Origin of the sequence: Rathayibacter sp. AY1F9 (assembly GCF_002932155.1) — a bacterium.
In the GTDB taxonomy this organism is placed as follows: Bacteria; Actinomycetota; Actinomycetes; order Actinomycetales; family Microbacteriaceae; genus Rathayibacter.
The window spans coordinates 96095-114195 of sequence record NZ_PSVA01000010.1; the positions used below are offsets into that span (position 1 = coordinate 96095).

The following is an 18101-nucleotide window of genomic DNA, read 5'->3' on the forward strand; positions in this document are numbered from 1 at the left end:
CGCGGGTCGGCCTCCCGACGGAGCCCCGGGACGCGGCTCGACGAGGCGCGGGGGGACTTACTTGTCGCGGCAAGTAGTGGGTAGGGTGGGGGGATGAGTGCGCCCGAGACACGCTGGCTGACGCCCGATCAGCTCGACGCCTGGCTGCGCTTCATCGCGGTCGTGGAACTGCTGCCGGGCGCCCTCGACACGCAGCTGCAGCGCGACGCGGGGCTCACGCACTTCGAGTACCTGACGCTGGCGATGCTGTCCGAGGCGCCCGACCGCGCCCTCCGGATGACCACGCTCGCCGCCCGCACCAACGCGACCCTGCCCCGGCTCTCGCACGTGGTGACCCGCCTCGTCGCCCGCGGCTACCTCGAGCGCCGCCCCTGCGCCTCCGACGGCCGCGCCACGAACGCGGTGCTCACCGACGCCGGCCTCCAGAAGATCGTCGACACGGCGCCCGGTCACGTCGCGACCGTGCTGGCCGACGTCATCGATCCGCTCGACGCCGAGCAGATCCCGCAGCTGGCCGACATCATGTCGCGCATGCTCGCCCGGCTCGACCCCGAGGGCAGGATGACGGTCGACGCCGTGCGCTCCTCGCTCGGAGACCCCGACACCCGCTCCTGCTGAGCGCACCGACCCCTCGCTCCCGGGGCGGACCGGCCTCGGCCGCGGCCGGATCCGTGTACAGGGACTCCCGGACGTGCCCGTCAGGGTCCTCGAGGCCGCGCGCCCACATGGAGCCGAGGCCCTGCACCGCGACCGGCTCGGCGCCGCCGGAGGCCTACCCGTTCCCGAGCACCTCGCCGACCTCCTCCCGGCTGCCGACGCTCACCGCGAAGAGGCCCTGCACCTGGGAGCGCGCGTCGACGATCTCCTTCGATCTGGAGGTCGAGAAGGAGGGGTGCGGGAGGAGCATCGCGGACACGGGCTCGGAGGCGACGGAGCAGGCGGCGTCGCCGCTGAACAGAGGATTCAGGGCTGAAAAGGAGATCCAGGGTCCGGCCGAGCGCCGGGGAGAACGCCCTCGAGCGCTCCGGATCCGTGAACGGAAGGTCGACGAGGATCGAGTCGACGGCCCTCCGCGTCCGTACGGCGATCGGCCGCGCGACACGCGGGAGTCCGTGCCATCATCGCCTCGTGCAGTTCACCGCGACGCTCTTCCAGATCGGCAACAACACCGGCATCGAGGTGCCGCCCGAGGTCCTCGAGGCACTCGGCGGCGGCAAGCGTCCCGCCGTCGCGGTGACGGTGAACGGCTACCGCTTCACCAGCACGGTCGGAGCGATGGGCGGACGCGTGCTCATCCCGTTCTCGGCCGAGAAGCGCCGCGAGACGCAGCTCGCCGGCGGTGACGCGATCGACGTCGTGATCGAGCTCGACACCGCGCCGCGCGAGGTCGTCGTGCCGGAGGACCTGGCGTCCGCGCTGGCCTCGGCGGGCGCTGCGGAGCGCTTCGCCGCGCTCTCGCCCAGCGCGCGGAAGGCCCACGTCACGTCTGTCGAGGGCGCGAAGGCCGCCGAGACGAGGGCGCGCCGCGTCGCCTCGATCGTCGCGGCGCTCGCCGGCTGACGGGCGCGCCACGGTCCGTGACGCGACCTCCCCGCCGGATAGGCTGCCTCCGGCGCCCCACGGCGGAGCGCCCTGGAAGCGGAGTCGGGGGACTTGATGGGTGCGGTTCGGCGTTGGGTGTTCCCGATCGTATGGATGGTCATCATCGGAGCGGCGAGCATCGCCCTGGTGAAGATCGCGTTCTTCCCGGACGGCGCGGCCGAGGCCGATCCGACGCAGCCGACCGGTGAGATCACCGAGCCGACCGTCACGGTCGCCCGCGGCACGGTCACCAACGACCTCACCCTCCAGGGCACCGTCGCCGCCGACCCCGCCGTGCCGCTGAAGGCGACGGCGGCCGGAACGGTCGACGACGTCTACGTGCAGCAGGGCGCGGCCGTCGCGTCGGGCGATCTCATCTACGACATCCGCGTCGAGACTCCGCGCGACCCGGTCGAGACGACCGGCCCGGACGGCGCCGTCACCCTCACCCAGCAGGAGCCCTCCGTGCGCTTCGAGCGGGTCTACGCCGCGACCGGCGGCACCCTCAGCGCCCTCGGCGTCATCCACGACCAGGCCGTCACGGTCGGCGAGGTGACCGGACAGGTCGCGCCGCCGAGCTACGCCGTCACCGGCACGATCGACGCGCAGCAGCTCTACCGCATCCAGAACCGGCCGACGGAGGCGCAGGTCGCGATCACCGGCGGGCCCGCGGGCTTCACCTGCACCGACCTCACCATCAGCACCCCTCTCGCCGGAGCCGGCGAGGGCGGCACGACCGGCGGCGCGACGGACGGCGGCGGCGGGACCTCCACCGGCGGCTCCGGCACGAGCTTCACCTGCCAGGTGCCGACGGAGGTCACCGTGTTCCCCGGGCTCGCCGCCTCGGTGACGCTCGCGGGAGGAAAGGCGGAGGACGTCCTCGTCGTGCCGACCACCGCGGTCGAGGGCACCGCCCAGTCCGGCGTCGTGTTCCGCCGGGCGGACGACGGCAGCACCGAGGAGGTCCCGGTGACGCTGGGACTCACCGACGGCAGCTCCGTCGAGATCACCGGCGGAGTGGAGGAGGGCGCCGAGCTCCTGCAGTTCGTGCCGGGCGCGGAGGAGGCTGCTCCCGACGCCCAGCTGGGCGGCGACTGCATCGCGCAGCCCGACGGCTCGGTCTTCTGCTCGTGACGATCCTCCGGCTCGAGGGGATCCGCAAGGTCGTCCCGCTGCCCGACGCACCGCCGCTGACGATCCTCGACGGCGTCGATCTCGAGGTGGGCGAGGGCGACCACGTCTCGGTCGTGGGGCGCAGCGGCTCCGGCAAGTCGACGCTGCTCAACATCCTCGGACTCATCGACGAGCCCACCGAGGGGCGGATGCTGCTCGAGGGCGCTCCCACCGAGACCCTGTCCTCGCGGGCCCGCGCGCGCATCCGCGGCGGCAGCATCGGCTTCATCTTCCAGCAGTTCAACCTGCTGGAGGGGCGGACCGCCCGCGAGAACGTGATGACGCCGCTGCTCTACGCGACCGGATCGGAGTTCTGGCGCCGCCGCGACCTCGCGGCCGAGATGCTGGAGCGGGTCGGCCTCGGGCACCGCGTGGACTCGATGCCCGGGCGCATGTCCGGCGGCGAGCAGCAGCGGATCGCGATCGCCCGCGCCCTGGTGCGCCGACCGCGGCTGATCCTCGCCGACGAGCCGACGGGCGCCCTCGACACCGACACCGGCGAGAGCGTGATGGGCCTGCTCGACGAGATCGCCCGCGAGTCCGGCTCCGCGCTGGTCACCATCACCCACGACCCGGCCATCGCGGCGCGGGCCGAGCGCCACTACCGGCTCGACCACGGCCGCCTGGGCTCGACCGCGGATGCGGGCCCCGTCGCCGAGGCGGCGGTCCTCTGATGCGCGCGCTCGTCGGGATCGCCGGCGCGATCGTCGAGGCGTGGACCGAGCTGCGGATCCACCGCGGACGCGTGCTCCTCTCGCTGATCGGAGTCGCGGTGGCCGTCGCCGCCCTGACCGCGGTCGTCGCGGCCGGCGGCATCGCCCGCCAGGCCAGCATCGAGCAGGCCGAGCGCTCCAGCGGGCGCCCGGCGAGCCTCTTCCTCTCCGCCTACCCCTCCGGTACCGGCACCTCCGAGGTGGATGCCGACGCACTCCAGGCCGCGTGGACCGGTGCGCTCGAGCGGTACTCCATCACCTACGCGAGCCGCTCGACCTACGGCAGCGCGCGCGTCCAGTTCGCCGACGGCGCCGTCGACGTCGCGGTGCAGGCGGTGGACCAGCCCTTCGCCGAGATGCACCGGCTGAAGATCGTGGACGGCTCCTGGTTCACCGCCCGCGACTCCCAGCGCCTCGCTCCCGCCCTCGTCGTCAACGAGCGCTTCTGGGAGCGGATCGGGAGCCCGGATCTGCGCACCCACCCGGTGGTCACCCTGCTCGGCTCCGAGCGCGACGTCACGGGCGTGGTGGTCGGCGTGACTCCCTCCTCGCAGTTCGAGACGGATCCGTCGATGATGATGCTCGCGGACGCCTACCCGGCGGTCGCCCGCGACGCCGACCCGCAGTACGGCGGGCAGGGCGTGCCGAACTACGAGATGTGGGTGCCGCTCGACCTGGCCGAGCCCCTCGCCGCGGCGGTGGAGCGCGACGTGGCCGGCGCCCTGGGATCCGACTTCGAGGTGTCGGTCGACCGGCAGGACTACCTGGTCTACGACTCCGACCCCTTCGGCGTGCTGACCTGGGTGATCGGCGGCGTGGCGGGCCTGGTGCTGGCGCTCGGCGCGCTCGGACTGCTCAACATCGCCCTGGTCACCGTCCGGCAGCGGATCCGCGAGATCGGCATCCGACGCAGCTTCGGCGCCTCCTCCGGCCGCATCTTCTTCTCGATCATGATGGAGAGCGTCGTGGCGACCGTCGTCGCGGGAGTGGTCGGCGTGACGGTCGCGGTCATCCTCGTCACCAACCCGTGGACGGTGGCCTTCGTGCAGGACAACGGGATCGCCGACATCCCGCCTTTCCCGGCCGAGGCGGCGCTGCTCGGGCTCGGGGCGGCGACCCTCGTCGGCGCGCTCGCGGGCCTGGTGCCGGCGATCGTCGCCGTGCGGGTGAAGGTGATCGACGCGATCCGCTACTGAGGCCCGCCGAGGGTGACGACGAGCTCGTCGCCCTCGAGCGCGGCGCGCGCGTCGGAGTAGTGCGCGATCCGGGGCAGCCCCCGGGTGCTCGCACTCTCGTGGCTCCCGACGACGATCACGCGCATGCCCGCGTCCAGACCCGCCCGGATGCCGGCCTCGGCGTCCTCGAACACCAGCGCTTCCTCGGGGGAGACGCCGAGCAGGGCCGCGGCGGCGAGGTAGCCGTCGGGAGCGGGCTTGCCGTTCGCGACGTCGTGCGCGGTGACGACGGTGTCGGGGGAGGGGACGCCCGCCGCAGCCAGACGTGCGGCCGCCAGCGCCGGGCTCGCGGACGTGACCAGGGCGACGCGCTCGCGGGGGAGTGAGGCGAGGAACGCCGTCGCGCCGGGGATCTCGACGGTGCCCTCGGTGTGCTCGAGCTCGTACGCGTCGAGCTCCGCGACGATCGCGTCGACGTCGCTGCCGGCCGGAGCGAAGCGGCGGACGCTGTCGGCGGCGCGGACACCGTGAACGGCGCCGAGCACCGCGTCGTGGTCGAGAGCGAAGCGCTCGGCGAAGGCACCCCAGATGGTCTCCACGACGGCCGTCGAGTCGACGAGCGTCCCGTCCATGTCGAAGAGGGCGGCGCGGGCTCGGAGGAGGTGGGGCATGCGTCCATCCTGGCGGTCGGCGGCCTCCGGTGCCTGCCGGTGCGGACAGCGCTCGGACAGCGCGCGATCAGCCCGCCCTCAGGCCACGCATCGTGTCGCGGCGCTACGGTGGTCCGAGATCGCGGGCAGACGCCCGGAGGGGAGTGGAGGACGCCATGACGGACGACAACGGAACCGGCACGGACCAGGGCGCGAGCACGGGCGGCGAGGCCTCCGGACCCCGCGCCGGGTGGTACCCGGACCCGGCGGGCTCGTCCCGTCAGCGCTGGTGGGACGGGACCGGCTGGACGGAGTCGCTCCGCGACGCGCCGGCGGCCACTCCCACCGCCCCGGCCGGGAGCGGGTCGGCGCAGGCCGCCGTGACTCCCGTTCCGCCGACCGCACCGACTCCGCCCGCGCCGCCCGCCGAGCGTCCCGCCTACGGGGAGACGTCGAGCGGGGCGGCGACGAGCTACGGGCAGTCGGCCTCGGGTCGGTATCCGCAGCAGCCGTCGTCCGCCGACCCGCAGCAGAGCTACGGCCAGCAGGGCTACGGGCAGCAGGGCTACGGGCAGCAGGGCTACGGGCAGGGCTACGGCCAGCAGGGCGCCGGCCAGCAGCAGCCGCAGCAGCCGCAGCAGGGCTACGGCCAGCAGGCTCCCCAGCAGTACGGCCAGCAGCAGCAGCAGCCCTACAACCAGCAGCAGCCGCAGTACCCGGCCTACTCCACGGCTCCCGGAGCACCCGTGCAGCAGCGCGACACGAGCATCGTCACGTCCACCCCGTGGATCTGGGTGGTGGTCCTCCTGCCGCTGCTCTCGGCGCTGTCGATCTTCCTCCTCCCGCCGAGCGCGATCGTCGACTCGTCGATGGCCTCGACCTACGGGCCGAGCTCCTCGATGGGGATGTCGACGGCCTACCTCGTCGGCCTCGGCGTGCTCCAGGTCGTCGGCTTCCTGATCTACGCGGCGGAGGTCGTCTTCGCCTTCCTCGACTGGCGCCAGCTGAAGCGAGCCGGCCTGCAGCGTCCGTTCCACTGGGCGTGGGCCTTCCTCGCCGCTCCCTACGTCTACGTGATCGGCCGAAGCGTGGTCGTGAAGCGCGTGACCGGCGGCGGCCTCCTCCCGCTCTGGGTCTTCCTCGGCGTCGTGGTCGTGTCGTTCCTCATCGCGATCGGCTGGACGGTGTCGCTGTTCTCCCAGATGACGCAGGCCTTCGCTCCCGCGGGCTTCTGAACCCGTGCGCGCCGCCGATCTCGTCCTGACCGGCGGCGCCGTCTTCACCGCCGACGCCGTGCGCTCCCGAGCGCACGGCGTCGCTGTCGTCGGAGGGCGGATCGTCGCGGTCGGCGCCGACGCCTCCGACCTGATCGGGCCGCGCACCGAGGTGGTCGACCTCGAGGGCCGGATGCTCGTCCCCGGCTTCCAGGACGCCCACGTGCACCCGGTCTGGGGCGGCGCCGCGCTGCTGCGCTGCTGGCTCGGAGCGGGAGGGTCGCCCGCCGAGCACCTGGCGACGGTCGCCGGGTACGCGGCTCGGGAGAGCGGAGCGGAGTGGATCCTCGGCGGCGGCTGGAACCTGCCCGACTTCCCCGGAGGCACCCCGACCGCCCGCGAGCTCGACACGGTCGTCCCTGACCGGCCCGCCTTCCTCACCAACGCCGACGGGCACGGCGCCTGGGTCAACTCCGCCGCACTGCGCCTCGCGGGGATCGACCGCACGACGCCGGACCCCGCCGACGGCCGCATCGAGCGCCTGGCCGACGGCACCCCCTCCGGCACCCTGCACGAGGGGGCGATGGACGCGGTCCGCCGCCACCTCCCGCCCGCGAGCGCGGACGAGCTCCACCGCGCGCTACTCCTCGGGCAGGAGACCCTGCACTCGTTCGGAGTGACGGCGTGGCAGGACGCGATCATCGGCTCCTACGGCGATGTGGGCGACCCCGGTCCGGTGTACCGCCGCGCGGCGCTGAACGGCGAGCTGACCGGGCGCGTCCGCGGTGCGCTGTGGTGGGACCGGGGCCGCGGCATCGAGCAGATCCCGGAGCTCGTCGAGCGGCGCGCGGCGCTCGCCGCCGACCGCTTCGCGCCGACGACCGTCAAGATCATGCAGGACGGGGTCGCCGAGAACTTCACGGCGGCGATGCTCGAGCCCTACCTCGACGGGCACGGCGGCCATGGTCACGGCGACGGCCTCTCGATGGTCGACCCGCGCCTCCTGAACGAGGCCGTGCCGCTCCTGGACGCGGCCGGGTTCCAGGTGCACTTCCACGCGATCGGCGATCGTGCCGTACGCGAGTGCCTGGACGCGGTCGAGCGGGCGATCCAGGCGAACGGGCGCCGCGGCAACCGCCACCACCTCGCCCACCTGCAGGTCGTGCATCCGGACGACCTGCCGCGCTTCCGTGCGCTCGACGTCGCGGCCAACCTGCAGATGCTGTGGGCCTCGCTGGAGCCGCAGATGGTGGAGTTGACGCTGCCGTTCCTCGGTGAGCGGCGCGGCTCGTGGCAGTACCCGTTCGGCGACCTGCTCCGCTCGGGCGCGGTGCTCGCCGCGGGGAGCGACTGGCCGGTGTCGACGCCCGACCCGCTCGCCGCGATCCACGTCGCGGTGCACCGGCTCTCGGCGCCCTCCGAGCGCGAGCCGGGGTGGAGCGAGGAGGTGTTCCTCCCGGAGCAGCGCCTCGACCTCGCCACCGCCCTCTCCGCCTCCACGGCCGGCTCGGCGTGGGTGAACGGCCTGGAGGGCGAGTCGGGCTCGATCGCCGTGGGACTCGCGGCGGACTTCGCCCTGCTGGACCGGGACCCCTTCGCCGGCGACCCCCGGGCGATCGGGGACACCCGGGTGCTGGGCACCTGGATCGGCGGCGAGCGCGTCCACACCGCAGCGGACGCGCCCGCCTGATCCGGGTCGTTCAGGAGGCGGCGCTCAGCAGGTGATTGCTCCGCCGATGATCCCCGCGAGCAGCCCGCCGGTCGCGGAGGCGATCGCGCCGGGACCGGAGATCGCGCCGATCACCCCGCCGGTCGCGGCACCGCTGACGCCGCTCCCGGCGACGCAGTGGCCCCACTCGGGCGAGCTCCAGTCGCTGTTCAGGTGCAGGCCGCCCACCGCCGAGCGGGACGCCGAGTCCGGGGCGAAGTGGAAGGTGAGCGTGTCGGAGTCGTCGATCGACCAGTGGCCCGACACGGTGCGGCCGCGTCCGACGTCGATCCTCTCCGGGAGTGCGTCGGACGTCTCGGCGCCGTCCGTGAAGCCGACCCCGCCGCCCGCCAGCTCGACGATCCGCGTGTCGTCGGTGACGTCGAAGGTCACCGTCGACGCCGATCCGCCCCGTGCCTCGAGGTGCACCCGGCTGCTCGTCTCCTGCCTCGCCGGCTCGGCGTGCGCGGCCTGCTCTGTGAACAGCGGCACCGCCAGCAGAGCGGCCGCCGCCGCGACCAGTGCCGTGCTCGTCCTCTGTCGTTCCATCGTCGTTCCCTCCCTCGGATTCCGATCCAGGAGGGAGGGCTCAGCGCCGCCGGTCGACGAGGGCGAGGACGACGGACGCCACCGCTGCCGCGACGGCGGCGGTGACCACGACGTCCCACGGATCCTCGGCGCCCACCGCGGTCGCGACGAGGTGCCCGGCCAGGACGCCGACGAACAGAGCCGGCAGCATCAGCCAGATGCGCCGTCTGCGTCGTGCCGCCGTACCGGCCTGTTCCCTGTCGCTCATGCTCGCCCTCCTGGATTCACCATACAGGTATGGAGTACCAGGCGGTCGCGACGCGCGTCGAGGAGGTGGCGCGATCCGTCAGGCCTCGCTGCGCTGGATGAGGCGGGAGAGGACGATCGCGGAGCGCGTGTGGTCGACGTTGGGCGCGATGCGGACCTTCTCGAGGGCGAGCTCGAGGCTGGGGATGTCGCGCGAGCGGATGTGGACGATCGCGTCGGCGGAGCCGGTGACCGTGCCCGCGTCGACGACCTCGGGGACCGCGGAGAGGATGCGGCGGAGCTCGTCCGGAGCGACGGTGCCGCGGCAGAAGAGCTCGACGTAGGCCTCGGTGGCCATGCCGTCGACCGCGGGGTCGACCTTGATCGTGAAGCCGCGGATCACGCCGTCGGCCACGAGGCGGTCGACGCGGCGCTTCACCGCGGAGGCGGAGAGCCCGACCACGCCGCCGATGTCGCCGTAGCCCGCGCGGGAGTTCTGGCGCAGCAGATCGAGGATCTTCCGATCGATGTTGTCCATGCTCCGAGGATAGGCGCGGCCGGAGCGGCGCCTGGACGGCAGCAGAGTGCCACTGGAGATTCGTGACGCCCGGCTATATAGTTGCTCTCGGTCAATAGTTGATCGCAGTCAACTAGAACCGCCGCCGTGCTGAAGAGGAGCCCATGTTACACCCTGAACACCGCGCCGCATCGCGCGGAACCACCGCGCCGCACGCCCCCGCCGGGCCGGACGGCGCCATGTCGCACCGCCAGGTGCTCGAATCGCTCAGCGGCCTGCTGCTGGGCATGTTCGTCTCGATCCTCGCGGGCACGGTCGTGTCGACCTCGCTGCCCCGGATCATCTCCGACCTCAAGGGCGACCAGAACGCCTACACCTGGGTCGTCACCGCGACCCTGCTCGCGACCACGGTCTCCACCCCGCTCTGGGGCAAGTTCGCCGACCTGTTCAACCGCAAGCTGCTGATCCAGCTCGCCCTCGGGCTGTTCGTCATCGGCTCCGCCCTGGCCGGCTTCTCGCAGGACACGAACATGCTGATCGTCTTCCGCGTGTTCCAGGGCCTGGGCGCCGGCGGACTCGCCGCGCTGAGCCAGATCATCATGGCCGACATCATCAGCCCCCGTGAGCGCGGCAAGTACGCCGGCCTCTTCGGCGGCGTGATGGCGATCGGCACCGTCGGCGGCCCGCTCCTGGGCGGCGTCGTGACCGACGCGTTCGGCTGGCGCTGGAACTTCTTCATCGCGATGCCCGTCGCGATCGTCGCGATCGTCCTCCTCCAGATGACCCTCCGCCTCCCCGCGCACCCGAAGCGCAAGGTGCGGATCGACTACCTCGGCGCTGTGCTCATCGCGGGCGGAGTCTCGCTCCTGCTGATCTGGGTCTCCCTCGCCGGCAAGAACTTCGACTGGGCCTCGTGGGAGACCGCGGTCATGGTCGGCGGTGCCGTCGTGCTGCTGATCGCCGCCGTGATCACCGAGCTCACCGTGGCCGAGCCGATCATCCCGATGGGGATGTTCAAGAACCGCACCTTCAGCCTCGCCGTCGTGGCGAGCATCTCGGTCGGCGTCTCGATGTTCGGCGTCGCCGTCTTCCTCGCGCAGTACATGCAGCTGGCCCGCGGAGCCACGCCGACCCAGTCGGGCCTGCTCACCATCCCGATGATGGCCGGCCTGCTGATCGCGTCGACGATCTTCGGCGGGATCATCTCCCGCACCGGCAAGTGGAAGGCGATCATGATCAGCGGCGGCGTGCTCGCCGTGATCGGAACCTCCCTCCTCAGCACCCTCCGCTACGACACGGACCTGGTCCTCGTCGGGATCTACATGGCCGTCCTCGGCGCCGGCCTGGGCATGCTGATGCAGAACCTCGTCCTGGTGGTGCAGAACTCGATCGAGGTGAAGAACCTCGGCGTCGCGACCAGCGCGGTCACGTTCTTCCGCAGCCTCGGCGGCACCGTCGGAGTCTCGGTCCTGGGCTCGATGCTCGGCACCGTGATCGCCGACCGCATCAAGACCGGCATCGCGGGTCTCGCTCCCGCCGACCAGGCTCTCGCCGCGCAGGCGCTGGGCAGCGGCACGATCCCGCAGCCGGCGACCCTGCCCGACGCCGTGCGCGTCGTGGTCGAGAGCGCCTACGGGATCGGCGTCGGCGACGTGTTCCTCTACAGCATCCCGCTCGCCGTGGTCACGCTGATCGCCGTCGTCCTCCTGCCCAACGTGAGCCTCGGCTCGAAGAACGCGGTGCAGCTCAAGGCGGAGCCGACCACTCCGCTGCAGGCCGCGGAGGACGCCCTCATCGCCGCCTCGGACGGCCAGGCGGCGCTCCGCCCCGTCGGCCAGGCCCGGCGGACGGACGACGCGACGCACGCCCGGGAGGGTCGCGAGGCCACTCCCGCCGGACACGGCCGCCACGCCGACGAGGAGCGGCAGGAGGAGCCGGTCGGGCACGCCCGGCACGCTGCTCCCACCGGCTCGGTCGACGTGATCGAGCGCTCCTGATGCCCGCCGCCGCGCCCTCGGCCGAGGCGCTGCACGAGGTCGAGGAGCAGATCACCGTGCTCGCCGTCCAGGTGCGCCTCGCCGTCCGGGACGCGGCGGCGTCGATCGACCCGGCGCTGCCGCCCTTCGGACTGCGGCTGCTGCGGATCCTCGAGCGCTGCGGTCCGGTCCACTCCGGAGCCGCGGCGGAGCGGCTCGGGGTCGACCGCAGCGCGATCAGCCGCCAGGCCCGCCAGCTCGCCGAGCTGGGCCTGGTCGAGATGACCTCCGATCCCGCCGACGGCCGAGCGCGGTTCCTCTCGCTCAGCTCGGCCGGATGCGAGCGGATGCGCGACCTCGGCGGCCGTCAGCGGCAGCGGATGCAGGAGGCGCTGAGCGCCTGGCCCGAGGAGGACCTGCGCGCGTTCGCGGGATATCTGGAGCGGCTGACCGCGGCGGAGTAAGCCGCGTGATCTGAACGAGTGGCGCGGACCGATGCGGTCCGCGCCACTTCTGCGTGCCGCCGGACGCGGCGCGGGCGCGCTGACCGCGCGCCGTCTCGCGCCACCCGGTGCCGACGCCGTCGTGGTCGTTCTACATTTCCTGAGATGTTCTCACTCAGGAGGCGATGACCCTGTTCTCTTTCGACCACGCAGCAGCGGCGGAGCTGGTCCGCGCCTCGGACGAGGCGGCGGAGGCGCTCGCCTCCCAGGGGCTGCTGAGGTCCGTCGCTGCCGAGTACGCGCTGGGCGAGTTCCGCGGCGCGTACGCCGAGCTGTTCCGCCGGGTCTGCGTCTGCGACAGGGAGAACCGCGGTCGGCTGAGCGCCGAGCTGCACGAGCTCGCCGACACGGTTCGGCTCGTGGCACGGAAGGCCGAGGAGGAGCGTCGGCGCCGGGAGGAGTACGCGGCCTGGGAGCGGCGGGCGGACGAGCGCGAGCAGCAGCGCCGCCTCGATCCGGTCGCGGCCCTCGCGGCGGGAGTCGAAGAGGTCGTCGACCGGCCGCCGTCCGATCGGCCGGTCGTGCCTCCGCCGATCCGTGCGCTGTTCTCCCCCCGGTCGGTGCCCCGCACGTCCCCGGGCGGCCCCGCCGCGGGAGGCACGACCTCCGCCGACCCCGAGCGCCTCGACGTATTCGTCTCGCAGACCCGGCAGGCGGACGAGGCGATGCGCTCCCGGCTCCAGGATCTGATGGCCGCCTGGGGAGCCTTCGGCAACCGCTGCTCGTGGGCGCCGGTCGAGTCCTTCTCGGTGCTCCGGGGCTTCCGCGAGCTGCTGTCGATCGGTGCGGCCGACGCGACCTGGGTCGAGCAGATCTCCCTGGCCTTCACCGCCGCGGGGGGAGCGGCGCTCTCCGTTCCGGTCCTCGACGCCGTCGGCACCCTGGCGCGGCCCCGGGGCGGCCGGAGCCTGCTCGACTCCCTCGCGGCGCTCTCGTCCGACGATCTCGCGACACTCCTGGCGGCGTCGCCCGACCTCGCGGCGCGCCTCGGGCGACTGGCTCCGACCCTCGTGAACGACTGGTGGCGGAGCCTCGACTCCACGGACGGCGCGCGCTTCTCGCCGCAGCAGGAGGCGCTGGTCGCCGGTCTGCCCGGGGTGATCGGGAATCTGGAGGGTGTTCCCTACCGCGCCCGGGTGAGGGCGAACGAGAGGGCGCTGAGGGCGCGGATCGTGGCGCTGAGGAGCGAGGCGGCGGGCCTGCGCGGGAAGGCGGGCGACGGGGAGCGACTCGCGGCGGTGGAGTCGCAGCTGGTGGCGCTGAGGGACGTGCGGGCATCGCTCCGGCGCGGTCTCGGTCAGGAACCGCGCTTCCTCATCTCCCTGACCGCCGACGAGCCTCCGCTCGCCGCCGTCTCGATCGGCGATCCCGACACCGCCACGAACGTCACCTACGCCGTCCCCGGGATGGGACAGACGACGGAGAGCATGACCCGATGGACGAAGGCGTCGCAGAATCTGCAGTCGCTCCTCCCGCCCGGCAGCGCCGTCGTCTCCTGGATCGGCTACGAGACCCCGCCGATGGCGCGGCTCGGCGGGAACGGCATGGACGTCCTCACCTCGAACCAGGCGGTCGCCGGCGGCGCCGCACTCGCCTCGGCTGTCCAGGGGCTCTCCGCGGTCCGGGGCGACGACCTGCCGAAGCCGAACGTCGTCGCACACTCCTACGGCAGCACCGTCATGGCCGTCGCCGCCTCGCGCTCGGACGTCGAGCTCGGGGTCGTCGTGACGCTGGGCTCGGCCGGCCTCCCGGACAGCGTCGACGAGGCGAGCGACCTGCACGCGGAATCCGTCTTCGCGGGGCAGGCGCGGGACAAGTACCTCGGCGAGACCGAGAGCGGCGACGAGGCCGCGTGGATGGGCCGCGCCTTAAGCTGGAACCACCACACGGATCCCGCTGACGAGGACTTCGGCGCGCGCGTCTTCGGTGTGGAGACCGGAGGCGACGCCGGGAGGATCGTGACGGATCACGCTGCACTGAAGAGTGACGACGGCGATCTCGCGGGGTATCTCGACAAGAACACCGAGTCCCTGCAGAACGCGGCGTGGGCCGTCTCCCGGCGACTCGACCGGCTGACCGAGAACCGGCCGCTCGGACCGACCGCCTTCCAGAAGGCGGTCGTGGGAGCCTCCCATGGCGGGTAGAGGCTCTCCTCAGCGGACGGGCGTCACGCTGACGGTCGCGGCTCTGCTGGTGATGTCGATGACCGCATGTGCAACGGAGAAGGAGGCGAGACCGGTGAGCACGATGAGTCCTCGGGAGGGTCGGGACCGGGTGGTGGGGTTCGTGCGGGACTCCGCGGGGCGGCTCGATGTGGAGGGGTGGTGGCCGCGGAGTGGCGCGGCCAGGCCCGATGTGTGCGGCCCCGGCGACCGGGTGAGCGGTGCGAGCTACAGCTACGACTGGTGGGCCCCGGCGGGCACCGATGTCGAGGGGGATGCGAGGAGGGTCGCGGACTACTGGGAGTCGCTGGGGATGACGGTGAGAGTGACCGATTCGACTCCGCGCCCGACGGTCTACGGGCAGGGCGGACCGGTGCTCCGGGCGAGCTTCGTCACCGGCGCTGTCGAGGAGATGTACATGATCGGGGCGGAGATGCCGTGCGCGCCCGGCGATTTCGAATCACTCCTCCTCGAGGACGAGGCTCAGCGCGCGGCGGGCGCGGTCCTTCCGGGTGATGAAGGGGTCGTCCCGAAGCCGGATCCGCGGGACCTCCCAGTCTCCTCCGATCCGTCGGGTTCCGGCTCGGAGGGATGAGCCGCCCCGTCCACCGCGTCCGGATCGGAGATGCCGACGTCGCTTCCGTTGCCGGGGGAGGGGTCGGCCTCAGCGCGGTGCGCCCACCAGCTGCGCGACGTGCACGACGAAGGCGCGGCGGCGGTCGCGCGTCTCCTCCCCGCCCCGGGAGGCGAAGGGGGTGAGGTGCCAGATCTCGCAGAGGCCGAGGAGGGCGATGAAGAGGTCGTCGGCGGACCAGCTCGCGTCGACGACGCCGGTGCGCTGCCACTCGAGGACCCGGGCCTCGGGGGCGGGGACCCCGCCGAGCTGCTCGCCGGCCTCCTCCCAGACGCCGGCTCCCTCCAGGCGCGCCCACGTGAGCAGGCGCAGGAACTCCGGGTGCTCCCACACATGGTCGAACATGCGGCCCGCGAGGTCGGGGAGGTCCGCCGCCTCGGCGAGGAGCGTCTCGTCGAGAGCGCCGAGCGCCTCGACGACGGTCGCGACGAACAGGCCGCGCTTGCCGCCGTAGTAGGCGTAGAGCCGCTCCTTGTTCAGACCCGCGGCCGCGGCCACACGGTCGACCCGGGCGCCCGCGAAGCCGTGGGCGGCGAACTCGACGGAGGCGGCGCGGAGGATCCGCTCGCGTGCGGGCAGCGCCGCATCGGATGTCGGCTCCATGGTTCACCTCCGGGCGCTCGAACGATACACTCTTCTTCGCCCAACCAACTGGTTGGGGTGGTTCGGCCCCGATGACGCGGCTCGGATCCGGACCCGCCGGTCCCGCTCCGCTCCGTGTGAAAGGCCGCCATGCCCTCCCCGTCCGCTCCCTCCTCCGCCCGCCGCTGGTGGGTGCTCGTGATCCTCGCGCTCACGCAGCTCGTCGTCGTGCTCGACGGCACCATCGTCACGATCGCCCTCCCCGCCGCGCAGGCCGACCTCGGCCTCACCGACGTCGAGCGCCAGTGGGTCGTCACCGCCTACGCCCTCGCGTTCGGCGCGCTCCTGCTCCTGGGCGGCCGCATCGCCGACTACACCGGCCGCAAGCGCACCTACCTGATCGGGATGATCGGCTTCGGCGCCGCCTCCGCCTGGGGCGGCCTCGCCACCTCCGGCACCGAGCTGATCGCCGCCCGCGGGCTGCAGGGCGCCTTCGCCGCGCTGCTCGCTCCGGCCGCTCTGGCCCTCCTCACCGTCTCCTTCCCCTCCGGCCGCGAGCGGGGCACGGCCTTCGCCGTCTTCGGAGCGGTCGCCGGAGCGGGCGCCGCCGTCGGCCTCGTGCTGGGCGGGCTGCTCACCGAGTTCGCCGACTGGCGCTGGTGCCTCCTCGTCAACGTCCCCGTCGTCGTGGTCGGCGCGATCGCCGGCCAGCTGCTCGTCACCGAGAGCCGCGCGGAGGGGCGCAACCGCTTCGACGTCGCCGGGACGATCACCGTCGCGCTCGGGCTCGCGAGCGTCGTCTACGGCTTCACCCTCGCCGAGCAGGGCTGGCTCCGCGTCGACACCCTCGGCTTCCTCCTCGTCGGCGTGCTGCTGCTGGCCCTCTTCGTGCGGATCCAGGCCCGCTCCGACCACCCGTCGCTGCCGCTGCGCATCGTCGCCGACCGCGTCCGCGGCGGAGCATTCCTGGTCCAGGCGATCGTCGGCAGCGTGATGATCGGCTCCACCCTCTACCTGACCCTGCACCTGCAGCTGGTCCTGGGCCTGCCGCCGCTCGAGGCGGGCCTGGCCAATCTGCCGATGACGGTGACGATCATGATCGTCGCGGGAGTCGCCGCCAAGCTGCTGCCGCGCACCGGCCCGCGCGTGCTGATGATCGTCGGCCCGCTGATCGCGGCGGCCGGGCTCCTCTACCTGAGCCGCATCACCCCCGACGGCGGCTACCTCCTCGAGGTGCTGCCCGCGCTGATCCTCCTGGGCGTCGGCATGGCGATGGTCTTCGTGCCGCTGCAGAACCTCGCGCTCACCGGAGTCGCGGCCCACGACGCCGGTGCCGCCGGAGCGACCGCCAACGCCGCCATGCAGATCGGCGGCTCGATCGGGCTGTCGATCTTCACGACCCTCTACGCGGGAGTCGCGGGTGAGCAGCAGTCGCCGGTCGCCTTCGTCGACGGCTACTCCGCGGTCTTCGTCGCGGCCGCGATCGGGCTGGTCGTGGCCTCCGTCGTCGCCGTCGCGATGATCCGGGTGAAGAAGGAGGAGTTCCTCGCTCAGGCTCCGAAGGAGGCCGTCGCCCACCTGGGCTGATCCCGGCCTAGGCTCGGAAGCGCTATGCAGCCACTGACCGAGACCGAGATCCGCGAGTCCTTCGTCAACGCCTCCCGCAAGGAGGTCGCCGATCTCGCGCTGCCGAAGGACTTCGACGCGCTCGACTGGTCGGTCATCGACCATCTCGGCTGGCGCGATTGGAGGATGGGCCGCCGCGCCTACGTCGTCGTGCCGCTGGAGGAGCGCCTCGTCGGGGTCCTGCTCACCCAGGCCGACGCCCTGCCGCGCTCGCGGGCGCAGTGCTCGTGGTGCCGCGACGTGCAGCTCCCGAACGACGTCGTCTTCTTCGGGGCGCGGAAGGCCGGAGCGGCCGGGCGGGCGGGGGACTCGCTCGGCACGCTCGTCTGCTCCCGCTTCGAGTGCTCGATGAATGTGCGGCGGCGCCCGTCGGTGGCCTACATCGGGTTCGACCTCGAGGCGGCGCGAGCGCAGCGGATCGCGACTCTGCGGGCGCGCACCGAGGGCTTCGCGCGCGAGGTGCTCGGCGAGGCGTGACCGCGCTCAGCGGCGCGTGGACGCGCGCACGTGCATCCGCTCGCCCTGGCGGCCGAAGAGGCTGAGGAACTCGACCTGCTGCTCGTCGGCGCGGCCGAACCAGTGCGGCACCCGGGTGTCGAACTCGGCGGCCTCGCCGGCCGGCAGCACCAGATCGTGCTCGCCGAGCCGCAGGCGGAGCCGCCCGCTCAGCACGTAGAGCCACTCGAAGCCCTCGTGCGCGCGCTGCTCCGCCGGCTCCGTCACCGGCCCGGCCGGGAGCGTGTGCTTGAACGCCTGGAGCGCGCCCGCGTCGCGGCTGAGCGGCTGGATGAGCATGCCGTTCCGGCGCACCGGCCGGCCGTGCACGCGGGGATCCTCCGGCGCGGCGCCGACGAGCTCGTCGAGCGGCGCCCCGAGGGCGCGGGCGATCGGGAGGAGCAGCTCCAGCGTCGCGCGGCGGCCTCCGCTCTCGAGGCGCGAGAGGGTGCTCGCCGAGATGCCGGTCTCGGCCGCGAGGGACGCGAGCGTGCGGTCGCGGCGGGTGCGCAGGCGCCGGAGCCGTGGTCCGACGGCGGCGACGAGGACGTCGCGGAGACTGCGGCCGAGGGCGGTGGCGGCGGCGAGGCCTGCGAAGGAGGCGCCGAGGATCAGGAC

The 18101-nt window shown here is 73.1% G+C and carries 20 protein-coding genes; 13 read left to right on the plus strand and 7 right to left on the minus strand.

Translation table 11 applies throughout. From position 1 onward, the window contains the following. Positions 1-93: 93 nt before the first annotated feature. Positions 94-618, plus strand: coding sequence for a MarR family winged helix-turn-helix transcriptional regulator (locus C5C37_RS08725; RefSeq protein ID WP_104233099.1), 525 nt, complete (start codon positions 94-96; stop codon positions 616-618). 154 nt (positions 619-772) lie between these two features. Here C5C37_RS08725 and C5C37_RS17475 read toward each other — a convergent pair whose 3' ends face one another. After that, the gene (locus C5C37_RS17475; protein ID WP_181127392.1) at positions 773-916 is read right to left on the minus strand and encodes a hypothetical protein; all 144 of its coding nucleotides are present in this window, start codon (positions 914-916) and stop codon (positions 773-775) included. A 212-nt stretch (positions 917-1128) separates the two neighbouring features. Between C5C37_RS17475 and C5C37_RS08730 the strand changes: the two genes are divergently transcribed. The 4 genes from C5C37_RS08730 to C5C37_RS08745 all read left to right on the plus strand — a co-directional run bounded on the left by C5C37_RS08730 (position 1129) and on the right by C5C37_RS08745 (position 4663). Continuing rightward, positions 1129-1560 carry a YdeI/OmpD-associated family protein gene (locus tag C5C37_RS08730; RefSeq protein WP_104338801.1) on the plus strand — a complete coding sequence of 144 codons (432 nt, stop codon included), beginning with the start codon at positions 1129-1131 and terminating at the stop codon, positions 1558-1560. A gap of 135 nt (positions 1561-1695) precedes the next feature. Continuing rightward, positions 1696-2715 carry an efflux RND transporter periplasmic adaptor subunit gene (locus tag C5C37_RS08735; RefSeq protein ID WP_104338802.1) on the plus strand — a complete coding sequence of 340 codons (1020 nt, stop codon included), beginning with the start codon at positions 1696-1698 and terminating at the stop codon, positions 2713-2715. Then, on the plus strand, positions 2712-3428 hold the full coding sequence (locus C5C37_RS08740) for an ABC transporter ATP-binding protein (protein WP_104222861.1): 717 nt from the start codon (positions 2712-2714) through the stop codon (positions 3426-3428). The genes C5C37_RS08735 and C5C37_RS08740 overlap by 4 nt, the downstream gene beginning before the upstream one ends. Continuing rightward, the gene (locus tag C5C37_RS08745) at positions 3428-4663 is read left to right on the plus strand and encodes an ABC transporter permease (protein WP_104260405.1); all 1236 of its coding nucleotides are present in this window, start codon (positions 3428-3430) and stop codon (positions 4661-4663) included. The genes C5C37_RS08740 and C5C37_RS08745 overlap by 1 nt, the downstream gene beginning before the upstream one ends. Here C5C37_RS08745 and C5C37_RS08750 read toward each other — a convergent pair. Then, positions 4657-5313 carry an HAD-IA family hydrolase gene (locus C5C37_RS08750; RefSeq protein WP_104233104.1) on the minus strand — a complete coding sequence of 219 codons (657 nt, stop codon included), beginning with the start codon at positions 5311-5313 and terminating at the stop codon, positions 4657-4659. The genes C5C37_RS08745 and C5C37_RS08750 overlap by 7 nt on opposite strands. A 155-nt stretch (positions 5314-5468) precedes the next feature. Between C5C37_RS08750 and C5C37_RS08755 the strand changes: the two genes are divergently transcribed. Next, a complete protein-coding gene (locus C5C37_RS08755; protein ID WP_146085206.1) occupies positions 5469-6527 on the plus strand; it encodes a DUF2510 domain-containing protein in 1059 nt (352 codons plus the stop codon). 4 nt (positions 6528-6531) lie between these two features. Further along, entirely contained in the window at positions 6532-8196 is a 1665-nt protein-coding gene (locus C5C37_RS08760) for an amidohydrolase (RefSeq protein ID WP_104338803.1), read from the plus strand. Between the two features lie 24 nt (positions 8197-8220). Here C5C37_RS08760 and C5C37_RS08765 read toward each other — a convergent pair whose 3' ends face one another. The 3 genes from C5C37_RS08765 to C5C37_RS08770 all read right to left on the minus strand — a co-directional run bounded on the left by C5C37_RS08765 (position 8221) and on the right by C5C37_RS08770 (position 9526). Further along, positions 8221-8763 carry a hypothetical protein gene (locus tag C5C37_RS08765; RefSeq protein WP_104262745.1) on the minus strand — a complete coding sequence of 181 codons (543 nt, stop codon included), beginning with the start codon at positions 8761-8763 and terminating at the stop codon, positions 8221-8223. Between the two features lie 40 nt (positions 8764-8803). Next, on the minus strand, positions 8804-9010 hold the full coding sequence (locus tag C5C37_RS17130) for a hypothetical protein (protein ID WP_146076614.1): 207 nt from the start codon (positions 9008-9010) through the stop codon (positions 8804-8806). Positions 9011-9088: 78 nt separating this feature from the next. Continuing rightward, on the minus strand, positions 9089-9526 hold the full coding sequence (locus tag C5C37_RS08770) for an Lrp/AsnC family transcriptional regulator (RefSeq protein WP_104222855.1): 438 nt from the start codon (positions 9524-9526) through the stop codon (positions 9089-9091). 218 nt (positions 9527-9744) lie between these two features. Between C5C37_RS08770 and C5C37_RS08775 the strand changes: the two genes are divergently transcribed. The 4 genes from C5C37_RS08775 (at position 9745) to C5C37_RS08790 (ending at position 14741) form a co-directional block, all read left to right on the plus strand. Further along, a complete protein-coding gene (locus C5C37_RS08775) occupies positions 9745-11502 on the plus strand; it encodes an MDR family MFS transporter (RefSeq protein ID WP_104237640.1) in 1758 nt (585 codons plus the stop codon). Then, positions 11502-11945, plus strand: coding sequence for a MarR family winged helix-turn-helix transcriptional regulator (locus C5C37_RS08780; RefSeq protein ID WP_104237641.1), 444 nt, complete (start codon positions 11502-11504; stop codon positions 11943-11945). The genes C5C37_RS08775 and C5C37_RS08780 overlap by 1 nt, the downstream gene beginning before the upstream one ends. A gap of 164 nt (positions 11946-12109) precedes the next feature. Then, on the plus strand, positions 12110-14128 hold the full coding sequence (locus C5C37_RS08785; RefSeq protein ID WP_104338804.1) for an alpha/beta hydrolase: 2019 nt from the start codon (positions 12110-12112) through the stop codon (positions 14126-14128). 94 nt (positions 14129-14222) lie between these two features. Beyond that, complete coding sequence (locus C5C37_RS08790; RefSeq protein WP_146085207.1) at positions 14223-14741, plus strand: hypothetical protein; 519 nt, start codon at positions 14223-14225, stop codon at positions 14739-14741. A 69-nt stretch (positions 14742-14810) separates the two neighbouring features. On the opposite strand, the gene C5C37_RS08795 is transcribed toward C5C37_RS08790, so the two are convergent. Then, the gene (locus tag C5C37_RS08795) at positions 14811-15383 is read right to left on the minus strand and encodes a TetR family transcriptional regulator (RefSeq protein ID WP_104222850.1); all 573 of its coding nucleotides are present in this window, start codon (positions 15381-15383) and stop codon (positions 14811-14813) included. Positions 15384-15512: 129 nt separating this feature from the next. Here C5C37_RS08795 and C5C37_RS08800 point away from each other — a divergent pair, with 129 nt between their 5' ends. Both C5C37_RS08800 and C5C37_RS08805 read left to right on the plus strand, forming a co-directional pair. Next, complete coding sequence (locus C5C37_RS08800; protein WP_104246903.1) at positions 15513-16949, plus strand: MFS transporter; 1437 nt, start codon at positions 15513-15515, stop codon at positions 16947-16949. A 24-nt stretch (positions 16950-16973) separates the two neighbouring features. After that, positions 16974-17465: an FBP domain-containing protein gene (locus C5C37_RS08805; protein ID WP_104338806.1), complete on the plus strand. Its 492-nt coding sequence runs from the start codon at positions 16974-16976 to the stop codon at positions 17463-17465. A gap of 6 nt (positions 17466-17471) precedes the next feature. Here C5C37_RS08805 and C5C37_RS08810 read toward each other — a convergent pair whose 3' ends face one another. Beyond that, positions 17472-18095, minus strand: a complete 624-nt coding sequence (locus C5C37_RS08810; RefSeq protein ID WP_104251267.1) for a helix-turn-helix domain-containing protein — start codon at positions 18093-18095, stop codon at positions 17472-17474. Between the last annotated feature and the right edge of the window lie 6 nt (positions 18096-18101).